This is a genomic window from Myxococcus sp. CA056 (assembly GCF_013336715.1).
In the GTDB taxonomy this organism is placed as follows: Bacteria; Myxococcota; Myxococcia; order Myxococcales; family Myxococcaceae; genus Myxococcus; species Myxococcus llanfairpwllgwyngyllgogerychwyrndrobwllllantysiliogogogochensis.
This window is the reverse complement of record NZ_JABUMT010000005.1, coordinates 269,414-288,647: the sequence shown is the minus strand read 5'-3', so window position 1 is coordinate 288,647 and position 19,234 is coordinate 269,414. Positions and strand designations below refer to the sequence as shown.

The window sequence follows — 19,234 nt, the reverse complement described above, 5'->3', positions numbered from 1 at the left end:
GTGCTCACCGGAAAGTTTCGCGGGGACCCCGCCCCCGTCCCGCCCGGATGGGAAGGACGCCACCCCGGAAGGCTTGGGGGCGAGGTCGTCGTGACGCCATGCCCGCCCTCGCGCTCGGCGAGGGCGGACCCTTCTGCTGCCCGAATCAGCCCTGCTTGTCGGAGGCGGACGGCTTGCCCTCGGCGCCCAAGAGCGCCTTCAGGTTCGCCGCCGGGTCCGTCGGGCCGGGCGTCATGCGGTGCAGCAGCGCCGCCACCGCCAGGTTCTGCGCGTCATTGCTCAGACCCGGCTTGGAGAGGATCTCCTTGAGGTCCGCCGGCAGGTCCTTCTGGCCGTTGAGGTAGCCCCCCAGCGCCGTCTTCAGGGCCTCGCCGTGGTCCAACGCGCCGTCCACCGCGGTGCCGAACGACACCGCCTTGACGAAGCGCTCGAAGAACTGGCCGTCGCCACCGACGATGTTGAACTTCGCGTTGGCGAACGCCTTGGCCAGCACCTCGGCCTGGGCATGGGCGATGTCCTTGCGCACGCGGATCGTCTCCAGCTCGATGTCGCGCTCCTTGTTGAGCTTGAGGCGGAACTCCTCGTGCTCGCGGCCCACGCCGTCCATCAACTTCATGGACGCCGCCTTCTCCGCGAGGCCCCGGGCCTCGGCGAACAGCTTCTCCTGGATGGACGAGGCCTCGGCGAGCTGCATCTCCTTCGTGGCGAACGCCTCCGCCTCGCCGCGCTTGTGGATGGCCACCGCCTCGGCCTCCTGCACGCGAGCCCGGGCAATTCCCTTCTCCTGCTCACCCGCGGCCTCCGCCAGCAGCCGCTCACGGACGACCTGCGCCTGCGCGTGGCCCTGCTTCTCGATCGCGCCGGCCTCCGCCTCCTTCACGCGCACCTGCGCCATGCCCAGCTTCTCCGTGGCCGCGGCGTCGGCTTCCTTCACGCGGATGCCCGCCAGGCCCTCGGCGGCGGACTCGGCCTGGATACCGTCGGCCAGGCGCATCTTCGCCTTCGCCGTCTTGTCGGCGGCCTCGAGGTCCGCCTCGGCGAGGGTGAGCTTCTCCTTCGCCATGAACACCGCCATCTCGCTGTTGGCCTTGGCGGCGTTCACGTCCTTGACGGTCTTCTCCTGCGCCTGGGCCTCGGCGTTGATGATGATCGCCTGCTTCTTGCGAAGGGCGTCTGACTCCACGCGCAGGTCCTTGATGCGCTCCTCCTCCTGCGCCACCGTCTTCTCCACGGCGATGCGAGCGCGCACCACGTCGGCGATGTTCTTCTTCTGCTCCTCGAGCGCCTTCTCCTTGTCGATGCGCTCCAGCTCCGTCTCACGCTCCCGGCTGATGGCCGCCAGCGAGCGGGCGCGCTCCACGTTCTCCGCCTCGACTCCCACTTCGCGCTCGCGGTGCTTCTGGGCCACTTCCACGTCGCGCGACTTGTTCTGCTCCTGGACGAGGATCTCCTGCTCCGCCTTGATGCGAGCGAGCTGCGCCTTGGAGTACTGCTCCTGCTTCACGCGCTCGGTCTCCGCGGACTCCTCGGCCTGCACCGTCTCGATGGCGCGCCGCTGCTTCGCGGAGGCCTCTTCACGCTGACGCTCCAGCTCGAAGATGCTCTGGTCGGCTTCCACGTTGCGCTTCGTCACCGCCTGGCGCTCCGTCTGGCGCAGCTCGTTGGTGACGATGTTCTGCTCGGTGGTCAGCTTGGTGATCTTCCGGATGCCCTCGGCGTCGAGGATGTTGTCCTTGTCGAGCATCTCCACCGGGGTCTGCTCCAGATAGTCGATGGCGCAGTCCTCCAGCATGTAGCCGTTGAGGTCCCGGCCAATCACCTCCACCACGTTGTCCTTGATCTCCGCGCGCTTGGTGTAGAGGTCCACGAAGTTGAAGTTCTTGCCCACCGTCTTGAGGGCCTCGGAGAACTTGGCCTCGAAGAGCTTCTCGAGCGTCTCCTGGTCGCTGGCGCGCACGCAGCCGATGGACTGGGCGACCTTGAGCACGTCCTCACGCGTCTTGTTCACGCGCACGAAGAAGGTGACCTTGATGTCCGCCCGGATGTTGTCCTGGCAGATGAGGCCTTCCTTGCCGCGACGGTCGATCTCCACCGTCTTCAGCGCGATGTCCATCACCTCGGCCCGGTTGATGATGGGGAAGACCACCGCGCCGGTGAAGGTCACGAGCGGCTCGGTCTTCAGCGTGTTGACGATGAGCACCTTGCCCTGATCCACCTGCCGGTACAGGCGAACGATGGTGAGGACGATGCCCGTGAGGAGGATGACGCCTCCGCCGACGGCGGCTACCAAGGTGATGGGATCCATGGCCTTTTTCCTGTGAAGTATTGACAGCGGGCCTTGTATCAGGCGCCAGAGATCCCCCGCGAAAGCCCTCTGGCGTCGAATCCACACACGGTCCGCCCCCCTGAGCGGACCGCGCCTCGACTCAAGTCATGTACGCGCTCGCGCGCGGGCCAGCGCCGCGGCCCGAGCGGGGTCGCGAAGCTGATCCATCTCTTCCGGCAACAGCCAGTCCACGGGCTCCACCTCGTAGACATCCCGCTGGGCGTCGTACGACAGCACCAGCGCGGGATCTCCCCGCTTGAGCCCGTTCTTCTTCGAGCAGACCACGTTCAAGATGAAGCCCGCCTCGCCGTCCTCGAACGTCGCGTGGCCGTTGCGGTCCGTGACACCGCCGCTGGAGATGGTGCACACCCGGCCCATCAGCGAGTCACGCCCGGGCGCCTTGCGCGCCACGAAGACGGGCTTGAGCGGCCGCACGGCGATGCCCGAAATCACCAGCCCCGCGACGAAGCACAAGAGCCCCACCGCGCTGCTGATCAACCACGAGGGAAGCACGCCTCCAAGCGCCGCGTGCGCGGGCGGGGTCGCCACGAGAGACAGGAACCACGAGAAGAACGAGACGAGGCTCACGGACACCGTGAGCGGGATGCCCGCGAAACCCAGCGTGGAGAGGATGCCGCCGTCCACGTGCGCGTCGTGGTCGTGCGCGCCCATCGCCTTGCCGCCGCCCTGGATGGCCTCGCCCGCAGCCTTCGCTCCACCTTCCAGCGTCCCGGCCAGGGCCTTGCCCCCGCCCTCGAACGCCGCACCCAGTGCCTTTCCACCCGATTCGAAGTCGACGTGGCCGCCATCGAGCAGGTCGATACCCACTGCCCCGATGATGACGAACAGCCAATATGTGAGCACCACGCCCATGGCGGTGGTGAAGATCGCGGTCGGGAACGCGAGGATGGCGTCGAAGAAGGGCGTCATCGTCGCCCGGGACTCTAATCGAGCCTGATTCCCTCCGAAAACCGCCCCCGTCGATTTCCTGGACGGACGCTCGCCGAGCCTCCGAGCGAAGCCCGCATCGTCAAGCAGCCCCGGGCTTCACGACTCCTGGAGGGCCCGGCCGCGGCGGGCGTCCGGGGTCCACCCCCACCCGGACATGGGAGCACGGGCCCGGCGTGAGCTGCGACGCCGGGCCGTGGGAATGCGCGACTCAGGCGGGAACGACCTCCACCACGCTGGGCGGCATGTACGTCGGCAGCACGCGATGGATGCGCAGCCCGGCCTTCTCCAACAGCGCGGTGTACTCCGTCCCCGTGCGCTCCTGGCCGCCCACCAGCACGAGCATGGCCATGTCGTAGAGGTTTCCGAAGTGCGACACGTTGTCGCCCGGCAGCACCGTCTCCACGATGAGCAGCTTCGCGCCCGGATGCATCGCCTCGCGCACGTTGGTGAGGATCTTCAGGCTGCGCTCGTCGTCCCAGTCGTGGAGGATCTGCGACAGGATGTAGATGTCGTAACCCGACGGAATCTTCTCGAAGAAGTTGCCCTCCAGCACCTCGCTGCGCGACGCCATGCCCAGGTTCGACAGGCGCGCGGTGGCCTCCGCCTTGACGTGCGGCAGCTCGAAGAGCGCGCCCCGGAGGTTCGGATGGGACTGGAGGATGTGAGCCAGCAGCGTGCCCGTTCCACCGCCCACGTCCACCACGGACTTCACGGTGGAGAAGTCATACGCGCCCACCACCGCCGGAGCGTTGAGACTCTGATACGCGGCCATGCTGCCGTTGAAGATGGCCGCGTCCTCGGGGTGCTTGGACATGTAGCCAAAGAAGCTGTCCCCCATGAACTTCTCCACGGAGGGTTGTCCCGTCTTCAGCGACGACACCAGGTCTCCCCACGCCTGCCAGGACAGCAGGTGGCCGTGCGCGCGCAGTGAGCCATAGACCGAGCCCGGGCTGTCCTTCTGAAGCATCCTGCCCAGCTCCGTGAGGCCGAAACGCTGGCTCTGCTCGTCCTTGACCAGCACCCCCAGGCCGGTCAGGAGTCGGAGCAAGCGTCTCAACGCCGGAGCATGGGTGCCGCTCGCCTGCGCGAGCTCCTCCACGCTCTTCGGCTCATCACCGATGGTGTCCGCGATACCCAGCTCCGCCATGATCTGCAGGCTGCGAGAGACCCAGAAGCCGTAGACCATCTGGGTCATCACGACCGCGGGCGGAGGTGAGCTGGGGGCGGCGGGGGCGGCGTTGACGGGACGAGGTTGCTGGCTCATGCAGGGGGGGACCTTGCGCGGGGGGAGTGAGACACGGCAATTCTGGAACCTAAAAGGTAGGCTGTAAAAGCACTTCTTCGTCTCTTCCCTCGCAATCCCCGCCTTTTGTCGTGCGCCCCTACATCACCCACCGTCAAGCCCTCCCCCCCGTGGAGCTGGAGTCCCTGCGAGACGCACTGCTGGGCTCTCGCTTCGTGGCCCGCAGCCCGCTGATGGGCACGTTCCAGGCGAGTCGGGGCTTCGCCTTCATCTTCACACATGAAGGAAGGAGCACCCTGGAGGCGCGCTTCCCGTTCCTGCGCGCGTATCTCGCGCGGGTGCTGGCGCCGGAGAGCGCGCGCGGCTTGAGACCGTGGAGGGAGCGGCTGTTCGGCTCGCGCCAGCCAGCGCCCAACGCGTTCTATCTGAACCTGCTGTTGCTCGACGCGGGCAAGGGCGTGGGCCGACACATCGACGCGACGTTGCAGGGGCCCAGCGGCGTCCCGGAGGCCACGCCTCGACACGTGAGCGTCCTGTATCTCCAGATGCCCGAGGGCGCGCGCGGCGGCGCGCTTCGCCTGCTGCATGACAATCGCGACGTGGGCGAGGTGCGGCCACGGCCCGGGCTGCTGGTGCACTTCCAGGGACATCTCCAGCACGAGGTGCAGCCCTTCCTCGGCGCGCGGGACGACTCGCAGCGCGCGAGTCTCGTCTGCGAGCAATACGTCTTCGCGCCCGACGCACTCGCGCGACTGCCGCCCTTCCGCATCCAGTCCAAGGCGGGCTTCGCCGCCTACCTGGATGCTCAGCGCGAGCGCACCGACACCGGAAACACCTGAACGAGCCTTCAACGGCCCGCGTGGAGCCCTCCGGATGGACCCGACACGGCGGGCCTGAATCGCTTCGGCATCCCACGTGAGGCGGGCGGCGGGCGCGTCGAGACGGAGCCTGACTTCCGCGGCGCGCTCGCCGTGGGTGGCGTGGGCCCCAGTTTCTGGGGCTCCCGGGTCTGTCCTGTTCCGGGTTCACCGTACGGTGAGACTGAGCGACAATGACACGCCGTCTCGATGGGGGGCGGACCGATTCGATTTTCAGGAGGCACCGTGGCTGTCGATCCGCAGGGCACCGACGTTCAGCGCTTCATCCAGGAAGACCCCGGGGGGCCGCTGGTGATGATGAACCTGGTGCGGTTCAAGGAGGGGGGACGGGCCTCGTTCGCGGAGTACGCGAACGCCATCATGCCGTTCATGATCAAGGCAGGCGCGCAGCCCCTCTACGCGGGCGACGGCTCCACCGCGCTGGTGGCGGAGCCAGGGCAGACCTGGGACGCGGTGATGCTGGTGCGCTACCCGAGCCGCGCGGCGTTCCTGGAGATGGTGAACGACCCGGACTACCAGCGCTTCAGCCATCTGCGCACGGCCGCGCTGCACGAGGCGGTGATGCAGGCGACGCTTCCCTGGGCTGCGTCGCCCTGAGCGTGGCGAGGACTCAGCGCCCGGCGACGAGGCGCAGGTCCGCGGTGGGAACGAAGCCAGGCGGACGTCGGTGCCGCGTGGCCTGTTCGTAGGCATGGGCGAGCTTGAGCAGCGTGGGCTCGCTCCATGCGCGACCGATGAACGACAGCCCCACGGGCAGCCCGCGCACGTAGCCCGCGGGCACGGTGAGGGTGGCGTAGCCGGAGACGGCTGCTGGGGTGGAGCTGCTGCCCAGCCAGTGGTCGCCGTTCACCAGGTCGATGAGCCCCGGAGGCGCCTGCGTGGGCGCGACGAGCGCGTCCAGTTGGTGCTTGCGCATCACCTCGTCGATGCCCTGCGCGCGTGACAGCCTGCGACTGGAGGCGAGCGCCTTGAGGTACTTCGCATCGGAGAGAGGTCCGCGGGCCTGCGCCTGACGCAGCAGTTCCTGCCCGAAGTACGGCATCTCCGAGTCCTGGTGCTCCTCGTTGAAGCGGATGAGGTCCGCGATGGTGCGCAGCTTCGTCGTGCCGCCCAGGCTCGCGAGCCACGACTCCACGCCTGCCTTGAACTCGTGGAGCAGCACCTCGAACTCGGGCTCGTCCAGCTTCGCCACGTTGGGGATGGAGGCTGGGTCGACGAGGATGGCGCCCTTCGACTTCATGACCTCCAGGGCCTGCTCCACCAGCGCGTCGGTGGCGGCGTGGTAGCCGAAGAAGCGCTCGCGAGGGACGCCGATGCGCGCGCCCTTCAGCCCGTCGGCGTCGAGGAACTTCGTGTAGTCCAGTCCCGTGCGGCCCTGGCTCGCGGCGGTCGCCACGTCGGAGGCATCGACGCCGGCGAGCACGGTGAGCAGCGCGGCGGCATCCGCCACCGTGCGCGTCATCGGGCCCGCGGTGTCCTGACTGTGAGAGATGGGGATGATTCCCGAGCGGCTGACGAGTCCCACCGTCGGCTTGAGTCCCACGAGCGAGCACGCCGCGGCGGGCGACACGATGGAGCCATCCGTCTCCGTGCCCACGGACACGACACAGAGGTTCGCGGCCGTCGCGGCGCCCGAGCCCGAGCTGGAGCCCGACGGCGACCTGTCCAGCGCATACGGATTGCGGCACTGCCCGCCGCGTCCACTCCAGCCGCTGGCGGAGCGCGTGGAGCGGAAGTTGGCCCACTCGCTGAGGTTTGTCTTGCCGAGGATGACAGCGCCCGCGGCGCGCAGGCGCTCGACGACGAACGCATCTCGCGAGGGCACGGCGCCGACGAGCGCGAGCGAGCCCGCGGTGGTCTGCATCCGGTCCGCCGTCGCGATGTTGTCCTTGATGAGCACGGGGATGCCATGCAGCGGACCGCGAGCGCCCTTCTCCTTGCGCTCCAGGTCCAACGCCTGGGCGATGGCGAGCGCGTCGGGATTCAGCTCGATGACGGACAGGAGTGGCAGCGAGCCGGTGCGGTCCATGGCCGCGATGCGCGCCAGGTAGCGCTCCGTGAGGCCGTGCGCGGTGTACTTCCCTTCGCGCAGGCCGGCCTGGAGGTCGACGATGGTGGCCTCCTCCAGTTCGAACGGACTGGAGGAAGGAGCAGCGTGCCCCCGAGGGTTCGCGGTGGCGTCCACCGTGGCCAGGGCCGTGACAGCGGCCGAGCCACCGAGGAAGGCGCGCCGACTCATTTCCCAGGAGCGATGTCCGGAAGGCGTGGGCTTTTTCATGGGGGCGCGCGCAGTACAGCAGTGGCGCATGGATTGTCGCAAGCCATGCGCGCCCGAGCACGGAAGTCCCGCGCAACCCACCCGCTCCTGTTACGGTGCAACCCCGACATGGCCTCGAATCTGACGCTTCTGGCGGGACCTGACGCGCTGCGGCTGCTGCGTGCGCGGGGGCTGCGCGGTGACGACGTGGATGTGGTGCCTGGAGCCTCCGGTGGCCCCAAGTGGTTGGTGCTGGCCGGGCTGGACCGCGCCCTGTTCGGCGAGCTCTTCAAGGGACGCACCCGCCCCCTGCACTTGATTGGCAGCTCCATCGGCAGTTGGCGACTCGCGTGTCTGGCCCAGAACGACCCGGTGTCCGCGCTGCGGCGCTTCGAGGCTGCGTACATCGACCAGCGCTATCCGCCGAAGCCTTCGCCCTCCCTGGTGAGCGAGACGAGCGAGCGGATCCTCGATGCGCTCCTCGGAGACGATGGTCTGAAGGAAATCCTCCACCATCCGTGGGCGCGGCTGCACATCGTCACCGCGCTGTGTCGGGGTCCCCTGGGTGTCGAGCATCCGCGCGTCCAGCTCCTGGGCCTGGCGCTGTGCGCGATGGGCAATGTGGTGAGCCGCAAGAGCCTGAGCCTCCACTTGCGCCGCGTCATCTTCGACACGGCCGGCGACACGACGCCCTTCGCGGGACAGAAGGATTTGCCGTCCGTCCACCTGCCCCTGACGGCGGAGAACCTGAAGCCGGCGCTCATCGCCTCGGGCTCGATTCCGCTCGTGTTGAGCGGCGTGCGCATCCCCGGTGCGCATCCAGGGGTGTACCGGGATGGTGGCGTCATCGACTACCACCTGGACCTGGACTTCGGTCCTGGTGAGGGACTGGTGCTGTACCCGCACTTCTATCCGTATGTGGTGCCCGGCTGGTTCGACAAGGCCCTGCGCTGGCGACGGGCGCGGCCGGAGAACTTCCGCAGGGCGCTGCTCATCTCCCCTTCCCCCGAGTTGGTGGCGAGGCTGCCCGGTGGAAAGATTCCGGACCGCGTCGACTTCGAGCGGATGACCGACACCGCGCGAATCCGCGCCTGGAACCAGGTGGTCTCCGAGAGCGAGCGGATGGGAGACGAACTCCAGGAGCTCATCGCCACGGGGCGACTCGCCGAGCACGTGAGGCCGCTCTGAGCCTGGAGCCGCGCGGCGCTCACCTCCCTGCCGGCGCGGGCTCGCTTTCGAGCTGGACCTCGTCGAGATAGCACCAGCCCCAGCTCTCACCGGGCTCCAGCGAACGGATGAGGGGATGGGTCGTCTCGTGGAAGTGCCCCGTCGCGTGCTTGTTCTTGGAGTCGTCGCAGCAGCCCACGTGGCCGCACGTCATGCACAGCCGCAGGTGGACCCAGGTGTCATGGAGCTTGAGACACTCCTCGCACCCGCGCGTCCGGGGCCGCACGGGACGGAGCTGGTCCAGGTGGGCACAAGGCCCCGTGCCCGCGCTCGGATGGAACTCGATGGTGGCCTGCGTGTCGATGAGCTCCGCCGCCGTGCGGGGCGCGACGTTCTCCGGTGGCCCGGCCTCCACCTCGAGTCCTTCGGGAGGCGGTGAGCGGAACAACTCCGCGCCGCGCTCGAAGGCCGTGACCGAGCCCTTGAGGACGAGTTCGTCACCGACCTCGAACCGCGTGTGCGGCTCCACTCGCGACAGCGGAACCCCTTCCCTTCGCAGCTCCAGGACCTTGAGTGCCCCACCGGCTCGCTGGACCAGCGCCTCCACCGTCTGTCCGACGATGGGCGCACCCGGGCGGACCGTCACGCGGCGAGAGCCCAGGCAGTCTTCTTCCAGGGCGCAGACGAGCAGCGGCTTCTCCAGCGAGCCCGCCAGTCGCAGCGCCGCGTAGCCGGAGCGCCGCACGGCGTCCTCATGGTCCTCGATCTCCTCGGGGGACTGTTGATAGTCCTCGAGGAGCGAGGTCAGCACGGCGACCAGACTCTCCAGCTCCTCGCACACGACGACGTCCGCGCCAGCCTCGTTCATCGGCTCCACGTCCGCGACCGTGCGCACGCGAGCCACCAGTCGCAGCGTCGGATTCTCCATCCGCGCCACCGCCACCACGCGGTGGGCCATGGCGACCTCGTCGTCGACGACCATCAACAGCTTCGCGCGTTGGACGCCTGCCACGCGCAGCGTGCGCTGACGCGCATAGTCGCCGCGAAGCACCGCCATGCCCTCGGCCTCCGCTTCATTCGCGCCCTGGGGACTCAAGGTGGCCACCAGGAACGGAATGCCCGAGCCGCGCAGCACGCGCGTGAGTCGGCGCGCGCCATCTCCGTAGCCGGCGACGATGACGTGGTTCTCGAAGCGGGCGAAGGACTCGGCTGCGAGGGCTTCGGACTCGTCCGTGGAAGGGCCCTCCTGCGCCATCGCGTTGTGACCTCTGCGGGTGAGGCGTCCACCCGCCCAGATGCCCAGCCGGGACAGCAGCGGAGTGAGCACCATCAACATCACCGTGGCCGCGATGAACGCCTGGGAGCCCTCGGGGAGGCCCGCGGGAAACAACCCCAGGCGCCGTCCGCTGCGCTCCAGCACGAAGGAGAACTCCCCCACTTGAGCCAGGAGCAGCGCGCTCTCCACCGCCACCGGCGGGCGATAGCCGAGCGCCAGCACGCTGATGGCCGTCGTCACGGCCTTCACGACGAGCACCGCGACGATGGCCAGCAACACCACGGGCAGGTGCGCCACGAGGAAGCCCACGTCCAGCAACATGCCGACGGAGACGAAGAACGTCGCACTGAAGAGAATCTGGAGCGGAAGGATTTCTCCGAAGGCGTGCTCGCTGAAGCGGCTCTCGCTGACGACCAGTCCCGCGAGGAAGGCGCCCAGGGACACGCTCACGCCCGCGAGGCTGGTGAGGAACGCCGTGCCGAAACACACCGCGATGACGGTGAGCAGGAACAGCTCCGGTGAGCACGTGCGCGCCACCACCTCCAGCAGCCGGGGCATCAGCCGCCGCGCCACCACCAGCACCGCGACGATGATGCCGAGCGCCTTGGCGAAGGCCCACACGAAGTGGAGCGGTGAGTCGCCCTTCCCCGCCAGGATGGGGACGAGCAGCACCATCATCACCACGGCGAGGTCCTGGAAGATGAGCAGCCCCAGGGACACCTGCCCCACGTCGGACGAGGTCCCTCCCCTGTCTCCGAGCAGCTTGAGGACGATGGCGGTGGAGGACAGCGCGACGAGGAAGCCGGTGAACAGCGCGGGCCGCCACGCCACGCCGAACAGCATGAGCAAGCCCATCATCCCCACGGACGCCAGCCCCACCTGGAGCCCTCCGCCGCCGAAGAGGAGCAGCTTGAGCCGGGCCAGCTTCTCCAGGCTGAACTCCAGGCCGATGCTGAACAGCAGGAGGATGACGCCGAGTTCAGCGGCGGAGTTCACCAGCTCCAGGTCCTTCACCAGGGCCAGGGAGTTGGGTCCAATCAGCGCGCCCGCGAGGAGGAAGCCGACGATGGGCACCAGCCTGAAGCGATGGCCCACGTAGGCCATCACCGCGCCCGCGGCGATCAGGATGACAATCTCTTGCAGGAACGGCGGCGCGGCCGAGGCGAGTGGGAACATGGACGGGAGGCGGCGGCCCGGTCGAGCCACACGGGAGCCGAGCCTGCCCCAGCGCGCATGGCCACCCGTGCGCCGCGCGGCGGATTCGTGCACCAGTCACCGTCACGCGGCGGGGGCTCGTCACTTCGCCCCCACGAACGTTGTCCCGCGAACGACGCCGGAATGAACGACGGCCGACACCCTCGCGAGAGGATGCCGGCCGTCGGACTTCAAGAATGCTCGAACCGCTGGAGAGCCTCCGGGTCCGGGCCTGTCAGGCGCCCGTCCCCGGAGGAGACCGCCTGCCCGAGAGGAGGCGGCTTCCGGCTCAGTTCACGCGACGACGACGGTGCAGCAGGCTGAGCAGCGCCAGGGCGAGCATGCCCGCCGGAGCACCCGCGCCCGTGGACGAGCAACCACCCCCATCATCCGGGGTGGCCGTGGCCGCCACCGTGACGCTGTGGGTGGCGTTGTGGCTGTCCTTCACCGTCAGCTTGAACGTGAACGTGGCGCTGTCGTCATCCAGCTCCGGAACGTCCACGTTGAGCACCGCCTTGGTCGACTCGTTGAGCGTCACGCTCGGGCCGCCCGTCTGCTCCCACTTGTAGGTGAGGGCATCGCCATTCGCGTCAGAGGAAGCCGAGCCGTCGAGGGTCATCGACGTCTGGCTGCCATTGAGGATGATGCGGGCCTTGGCCACCGGAGCGACATTCTCCACCGGCGCCGCGGTGATGGTGATGACGACGAGGGAGGCCGAGCTGTTGGCCGCCCCGTCGTTCACCACCAGGCTGAACACCAGGTCGCGCTCGGCCGTCACCGTCGGAGCGGTGAAGGTCGGCTGAGCCGCCGTGGCCTCGGACAGCGTCACGGCCGGACCGCTGATCTGCGTCCACAGGTACGTCACCGTGGTGCTATCGGGGTCGCTGCTCGCGCTGCCGTCCAACGTCACGGTGGCACCGGACACGGCGGAAGCCGCCGGTCCCGCGTTCGCCGTGGGAGCACGGTTCACGTTGCGCACCGTCACCGTCACCGTCGCGTTCACGTTGGCGTCACCGTCGGACACCGTCACGCGGAACGAGAGCGCCGCGTCGTCATCCACTTCGCCCGCGCTGAACGACGCGGTCGCCGTGTTGGCGTTCTGCAGCGTCACGGTGGTGCCCGTCAGCTGGGTCCACGCGTAGGTCAGCGTGTCGCCGTCCGCATCCGTGGCATGGGCCACGAGGGAGACAGTGCTCCGCTCATCGGCCGTCACCGCGGACGCCGTCACCACGGGCGCACGGTTCGGAACCGGCGGCGCGGTGATGGTGATGACGACCAGGGAGGCCGTGCTGCTGGCCGCACCGTCGCTCACCACCAGGGCGAAGACCAGGTCGCGCTCGGCCGTCACCGTCGGAGCGGTGAACGTCGGCTGGGCGGCCGTGGCGTTGGACAGCGTCACCGCCGGCCCGCTGACCTGCGTCCACTGGTACGTCAGCGTGGCGCCGTCGGGGTCGCTGCTCGCGCCGCCGTTCAGCGACACGGTGGCACCGGACACGGCGGAGGCCGCCGTACCCGCGTTCGCCGTGGGAGCACGGTTCACGTTGCGCACCGTCACCGTCACGTCCTGGGTCGCATCGAAGGTGCCGTCGGACACCGTCACACGGAACGTGAGCACCGCGTCGTCGTCCACGTTACCCGCATCGAACGTCGCGGTCGCCGCGTCGGCGTTCTGCAGCTCCACGGTAGCGCCCGTCAGCTGGGTCCACGCGTAGGTCAGCGTGTCGCCATCCGGATCGGAGGCCTGCGACACGAGGGAGACGGTGCTCCGCTCGTCGGCAGTCACCGCGGACGCCGTCACCACCGGAGACCGGTTGGGGATGGCCGCCGGGTTGATGGTGATGACCACCAGGGAGGCCGCGCTGCTGGCCGCACCGTCGTTCACCACCAGGCTGAACACCAGGTCGCGCTGCGCCTCCACCGACGGAGCGGTGAAGGACGGCTGGGCGGAGACCGCGTTGGACAGCGCCACGGACGGGCCGCTGATCTGCGTCCACGTGTAGGACAGCGAGGTGCCATCCGGGTCGCTGCTCGCGCTGCCATCCAGCGTCACGGTGGTACCGGACACGGCGGAAGCCGCCGCACCCGCGTTCGCCGTGGGAGCACGGTTCACGTTGCGCAGCGTCACCGTCACCGTCTGGTTCGCGGTGGCGCCACCATCCGACACCGTCACGCGGAACGTGAGCTCCGCGTCGTCGTCCACGTCACCCGCGTCGAACGTCGCGGTCGCCGTGTTGGCGTTCTCCAACGTCACCGTCGGAGTGCCGGACAGCTGCGCCCACGCGTAGGTCAGCGCGTCGCCATCCGGGTCGACGCCCTGGGCCACGAGGGAGACAGTGCTCCGCTCGTCGGCCGTCACCGCGGACGCCGTCACCGACGGAGCCCGGTTGACCCTCGTGACAGCCACGTTCACCGAGTCGCTCGCGACGGACGTCCCGTCGCTCACGGTCAGGCGGAACGTCAGCGTCTCCACACTGTCGGGAGCGGTGAAGCGGGCGGTAGAGGTGGTGGCGTGGGTGATGCCCACGGGCGTACCAGCCGTCTGCACCCAGGTGTACGTCAGGACGTCGCCGTCGGCGTCACCGCCAACGCCGCTCAGCGTGTACTCGGAGCGAGCACCCACGGTGCCGTCGGCACCCGCGTTCGCCGTCGGCGCGCGGTTGGCGTTGAGCACCGTCACCGTCACGTCGTGGCTGGCGGTCGCCGTGCCATCCGACACCGTCACCCGGAACGTCAGGGTGGCGGTGGTGATGACCTCGGCGGCCGTGAACGTGGCCGTCGCGGTGTTCGCACCGGACAGCGTCACCGCGGCGCCGGACAGCTGCGTCCAGGCGTACGTCAGCGTGTCACCGTCCGGGTCCGTCCCGGTGGCGATGAGGGTCGCGGTGGTGCGCTCGTTGACCGTGACGGGCGAGGCCGTCACCGCCGGCGTGCGGTTCACCGGATTGACCTGCACGTTCACCGTGTCGCTCGCGGTGGAGCCGCCGTCGCTCACCGTCAGGCGGAACGTCAGCGTCTCACCGGTCGCCGTCTCCGGCGCGGTGAAGGTGGCGATGGCCGAGGTGGCGTTGGTGATGCCCACCGGAGTACCGGCCGTCTGCACCCAGGTGTACGTCAGGGCGTCGCCATCCACGTCGCTCGCCGAGCCGCTCAGCGTGGCCACGGCGCGCTCGTTCACGGAGCCATCCAGGCCCGCGTTCACCGTCGGCGCGCGGTTGATGTGAAGCACGTTCACCGTCACGTCCTGCGTGGCGGTCGCCGTACCGTCAGACACCGTCACCCGGAAGGTGAGGACGGCGTTGGCGGCCACTTCGCCCGTCGCGAAGGAGGCCGTCGCTGTGTCCGCGCCGGACAGCGTCACCGGGGCACCGGACAGCTGCGTCCAGGCGTACGTCAGCGTGTCACCGTCCGCATCAGAGGCCGTGGCCGTGAGGTTGGCGGTGCTGCGCTCATCGACCGTCACCGACGAAGCGGTGACCACCGGGGCGCGGTTCACGTCGTGGATGACCACGTCCACGGTGTCGTTCACGCTGACCTTGCCGTCGGAGACGGTGAGGCGGAACGTGAGCGTCGTGTCGAAGTCCACCTCGGGGGTCGCGAACGTGGCGGAGGCGGCCGTGTAGCCCGTCAGCGCCACCGGAGTGCCGGACACCTGCGTCCAGAGGTAGGTGACGCTGTCGCCATCCGCGTCGCTCGCGGAGCCGGACAGGGTGAAGCTGCCACGCTCATTCGCCGAGCCATCCAGACCCGCGTTCACGGTGGGAGCGCGGTTGACGTTGAGCACGCGCACCGTCACGAAGTCCGTGGACGTCAGGCTGCCGTCGCTGACGTTCAGCCGCAGCACGATGTCGCGGTCCGACGCCACTTCAGGGGACGTGAAGGTCACGGTGGCCGTGTCGGCGCCGGACAGCGTCACCGCCGTGCCGGAGAACTGCGTCCAGGTGTACGTGAGCGGATTGCCGTCTGCGTCCGTCGCGCTGCCCGCCACCGTCACCGCGGTGCGCTCGGGCACCGTCTGGTCCGGACCGGCGTTGGCGACCGGAGGACGATTCAGACACACGTTGTTGTCCGCCGCCAGGGAGGTGAACGGCGTGTTGTCGATGCCGCTGAAGGACAGGTTGTCCAGCGCCCAGCCCGTCGCGCCGACGAAGTTGTCGGTGCCGATGCGGAAGCGGATCTGGACCGTCTTGCCAGCGTACGTGGTGCCCAGGTCCAGCGTCGCGGGATCGAGCGTGGGGAAGTTCGCGCTCGTGCCGACGATGGCCTGACGGCCCTGCAGGGGGTTCAGCACGCCCGGGGCCGTATCCAGCACGCCACCGTACAGGGGGACGCCGATGTCGATCCACGTCTGACCATTGTCCTCGGTGAGCTCGATGACGGCGCCGTCGTAGTTGGCGTTCGCGTCGGCCTCGAAGTCGTGGGTGTGGTCGAAGCTGACGATGAACGGCGCGGTGGCGCTCACGTTGAGCGGCGGGGTCTTCAGCCAGAAGTCCGTGGGGAACTCCCGGTTCTCGCCGAAGAACGCGCGGTCGATGAACGCGTCATCGACGTAGACGAGCCCGAAGAAGTACTCGTTGATTTCAGGCGCTTCGCTGGACTCGAGCTCCCAGGGGAGCGTCGCGGGGTTGGACTGGACGTTCTCCGTCCGGCTGGTCTCCGGAGCCTCGTCGTAGTTCGTCACCGCGTTCAGCGCGGCGATGACGTCTCCCGGAACCGCCTGGTTCTCATCGCGGAAGGCGATGATGAACTCCGCGACGGAGGCCGTCGCGGCGCCCGTCAGGGTCACCGGCAGCGCCACCGTCACCTGGCCGAACACGGGAATCTCAGGCAGGCGGACCACGCCCGCGTTGCCGATGACGACACCGCGGGACGGCGAGAACACCGTCACCGAGGCGTTGCGCGCGGGGTGCGAGCCGGTGTTCGCGATGGTGACGACGATGCGACCCGTCTCACCGTTGTCGAGCACACCGTCGCGATCACACGAACCGGTGGGCAGGTCGTCGGAGAGCGTCGCGCTCACGAGCCCCAGCGCGGGGCCGGTGCGGAAGCTTTCGACCAGACCCTCGTGGGTGGTGGAGACATAGGACGGGGCCACGGCGCCGACACCGGCGCCACGCTTGGCGAAGGCCGTCCACATCCGCTCCGCATCCGCGGGGTCGATGGCATAGGCACCCGCGAGGATGGCGTCACGCGCCTCCAGGAAGGTGGGCGCGTAGGGCGTCTGCATGTACCCCAGGACGATGTACTGCTTCATCCGGTCCTGAGCCTCCTGGAACGGGTGGACGCGCAGCAGCGACGTATAGGCCTCCCAGAGCATGGTGGCCCACACCTCACCTGAGTTGTGGAACTGCGAGTTCGGGAGGGTGTTCGTAATGATGGGCGCGGTGGTGGGCAGGGCGGACGAGTTCGCGATGTGGCGGAACGTCAGCGCGTTCTTCGCCATGTCGGACGAGTACGTCACGCGGCGGATGCCGAAGAAAGCGCTGTCGGGAGAGCCGTAGCGGGGGGCGAACTCCGCCGCGCCGTACGCACCCGTCCAGTCAGGGTTGGAGGGGACGTTGATGTCCTCCGCCCGGGTCACCATGAGCAGCGCGTGGAAGTCAGCCCAGCCCTCGCCCATGGAACGGCCCTGTTGGTTGACGAGGCCGCCCGCATCGAGGATGAGGCGGTTGCTGATGTAGTGCCCCCACTCGTGCGCGACGATGATGTTGTCGACGGTGCCGTCCGGGCCGATGCTCGGCGCACGGAACAGGCGCACGTTGAGGCCCGGCTCATTGCGAAGCAGGTTGCCATTCGCCAGGGTGATGCGCAGCGCGGGGATGGTGAGCGTGGTCGAGGTGCCGCCCATGTCCGCGACCGGCCCCGCGGCGTTGTCCGCGATGATGACACCCGTCGCCCCAGCGGCCTGCGCACTGGTGAGCTTGTCGACGAAGCCGCAGCCACCGCGGTCGATGAGGGCGATGTTGCCAGCCACCGCCGCCGCGTTGGTCAGGGGGGTGCAACCGTCCGTGGTGGACGGCCCCCCCGCGGTGACTTCGTCCAGCGCGATGACGACATTGCCCACCACGTCGAACGCCTGGGCACCCATGCCGGATGCGATTCCGACGGCATAGTTACCCGCGACATGGGCGGGAGCATTCACCGTCAGGTACGTCTCGCGCGGGCCGGAGAAGCGGTACATCTGCATGCGCGGTGAGGCACCATCCGCTGGCGTCAGCATGTTGGCGTTGTCGGTGCCGCTGTAATCCTGCGCCTGCGCCTGGATGGGGTCGCCGTCCTCGCCACCGCGCTCGAAGTTGTCGAGCTGCGCGTTGCCCGAGAGCTCGTCGAACCCGGAGTCGTAGTACCAGTCGTGCAGCCAGTTGTTCAGGTAGAACAAGCTGGTCGTCGCCGCGGCGATCTGCTCCGCATTGGCGTTCGGCTGGATGTCGAACAGCATCGTCCGGTCGAACACGCCGGGAGCCGTGACGGTGGGGCGAAGGTCGCCCGCGCTGAAGAAGTCCGGCGCAAAGAGGTCCGCGTACGCGTCCACGTTGTTGCCGGCAGTCACCGTCGCACCCGCCGCGAGCCACGGATCATTCTGGCTGTAGGGCGCGTTCTGAAGGGTGACGAGCGAGGGAGGAACGAACGCGGGCCGGAAGCCCGTCGGCGCACCGTCCGGGTGCGGCGTGGCGTTCGTGCCAGCGGGACCGTCGTGAGGCGTATACGGGGGGGTGGTGTCCGCGAAGACGCGGTAGCTGAAGGCGGCCTGCTCGCGCATGTCCTTGCGAGACAGCACGCGACCATCCAACGCGGAGATGACGTACGCGTAGGCGTCCGAATCGACGCTGTTCTCGCGGCCGGTGATGACCTCCACGTAGTACGCGGGCACCAGCGCGTTCGGAAGCGCGTAGTAGACCTGCTTGGCGCGGGCGGGCTCGCGAAGACTCTCTTCCTGCGGTCGCGCGTACGAGGCCAGGGCGTAGCGCGTATAGCGGCCCGTGGGCTTCGCGCTCTTCACCTGGTTCAGCAGGCTGCCGTCGAGCGCGGAGCCCGTGACGTCCTGGAAGGCGGCGGCGATGGCGGACTTCGCCGACAGCTTGAAACGCATCCGCTCCGGCGCGGCCCGCGCCGTCACGTGCTCGGAGATGGTGCCGGAGACCGACACCAGCTCGTTGTTCTTGTTCAACAGCAGCCGGAGGCTCTGGCGGAACACCTCGACGCCGGAAACCTCCTGCGCCACGGTGACGACCTTGACACCCTGGGGCAGCTGCTTGACGGCGGAGACGCGGGCACCGGCCACCTCGAACGACTTCACGCCGTACATCGCCGCGTAGTCGTTGAGCTGGGTGAGGGCCGCCTGCGCCGGCGCCATGCTGGCGTACTGCGCCTTCAGCTTGTTCTGTGCACCACCAGTGGCCCACAGGAAGCGAGGGGCGCCGGTGTGCTCATCCCGGTGGGTGACACGGGCATCCGTGTCGGCGTCCACCGGCTTGAAGCTCGCGGCGGTGCGGCCCGCGGGCTTGGCTTCCAGGAATGCGTCGTAGTTCGGCAGCGTCCGGGCGAAGGAGCCAGTACCTGAAAGTACCAGCGCCAGGCCGGACAGCTTGGCAACCAACCTTCTCACGTGGGGGTGCTCCCATGGGATTGCGCGGGGTGGGAGCCGCCCGGGAGACCCGATACGTCGCGTTCCGACAGCCTTGCCGGAAGCTCAGGTCTGTTCTGATTGGCTCCCAGGTGACAAATTGTCACCTGTTGGAGAGATTAGTGCCTTTACTGGTGTAGGTTGAAAGGCGACATTGCGGTTTTTTCTATGATGGCGGGAGATTTCCGTATCCACGAGAGACCTCGTCTGAAAAATCCCCAGTTATCTCAAGGGGCTGCAATGTCCAGGGCCAACATTCCAGTGCTGACGGACCTACCCAGTTTCTCCGGTGTCAAGCCAGACGTGACGGGGAGTCCAGGC

9 protein-coding genes are annotated in these 19,234 nt (G+C 68.5%); 3 read left to right on the top strand and 6 right to left on the bottom strand.

The genetic code is table 11. The features are described from left to right. Positions 1-145: 145 nt before the first annotated feature. From HUA76_RS23440 to HUA76_RS23430, 3 genes are all read right to left on the bottom strand, one after another. Positions 146-2,305: a flotillin family protein gene (locus HUA76_RS23440; RefSeq protein ID WP_174462116.1), complete on the bottom strand. Its 2,160-nt coding sequence runs from the start codon at positions 2,303-2,305 to the stop codon at positions 146-148. A gap of 126 nt (positions 2,306-2,431) precedes the next feature. Continuing rightward, positions 2,432-3,256 (bottom strand): hypothetical protein, encoded by an 825-nt coding sequence (locus HUA76_RS23435; RefSeq protein WP_174455358.1) that lies wholly within the window; start codon positions 3,254-3,256, stop codon positions 2,432-2,434. Between the two features lie 229 nt (positions 3,257-3,485). Beyond that, positions 3,486-4,541, bottom strand: coding sequence for a methyltransferase (locus tag HUA76_RS23430; RefSeq protein ID WP_254614420.1), 1,056 nt, complete (start codon positions 4,539-4,541; stop codon positions 3,486-3,488). A 110-nt stretch (positions 4,542-4,651) separates the two neighbouring features. Here HUA76_RS23430 and HUA76_RS23425 point away from each other — a divergent pair, with 110 nt between their 5' ends. Beyond that, complete coding sequence (locus tag HUA76_RS23425; RefSeq protein WP_174462115.1) at positions 4,652-5,359, top strand: 2OG-Fe(II) oxygenase; 708 nt, start codon at positions 4,652-4,654, stop codon at positions 5,357-5,359. 264 nt (positions 5,360-5,623) lie between these two features. Beyond that, entirely contained in the window at positions 5,624-5,995 is a 372-nt protein-coding gene (locus HUA76_RS23420; RefSeq protein ID WP_141646334.1) for a DUF1330 domain-containing protein, read from the top strand. 13 nt (positions 5,996-6,008) lie between these two features. On the opposite strand, the gene HUA76_RS23415 is transcribed toward HUA76_RS23420, so the two are convergent. Beyond that, the gene (locus HUA76_RS23415; RefSeq protein WP_174462114.1) at positions 6,009-7,676 is read right to left on the bottom strand and encodes an amidase; all 1,668 of its coding nucleotides are present in this window, start codon (positions 7,674-7,676) and stop codon (positions 6,009-6,011) included. Positions 7,677-7,784: 108 nt separating this feature from the next. On the opposite strand from HUA76_RS23415, the gene HUA76_RS23410 reads away from it, so the two are divergent. After that, positions 7,785-8,843 carry a patatin-like phospholipase family protein gene (locus tag HUA76_RS23410; RefSeq protein WP_141646335.1) on the top strand — a complete coding sequence of 353 codons (1,059 nt, stop codon included), beginning with the start codon at positions 7,785-7,787 and terminating at the stop codon, positions 8,841-8,843. Positions 8,844-8,862: 19 nt separating this feature from the next. Here the strand turns inward: HUA76_RS23410 and HUA76_RS45500 are convergent, their stop codons facing one another. Next, the gene (locus HUA76_RS45500) at positions 8,863-11,274 is read right to left on the bottom strand and encodes a cation:proton antiporter (RefSeq protein ID WP_217440067.1); all 2,412 of its coding nucleotides are present in this window, start codon (positions 11,272-11,274) and stop codon (positions 8,863-8,865) included. 307 nt (positions 11,275-11,581) lie between these two features. Further along, positions 11,582-18,895: a myxosortase-dependent M36 family metallopeptidase gene (locus HUA76_RS45490; protein ID WP_174462113.1), complete on the bottom strand. Its 7,314-nt coding sequence runs from the start codon at positions 18,893-18,895 to the stop codon at positions 11,582-11,584. Positions 18,896-19,234: the final 339 nt, after the last annotated feature.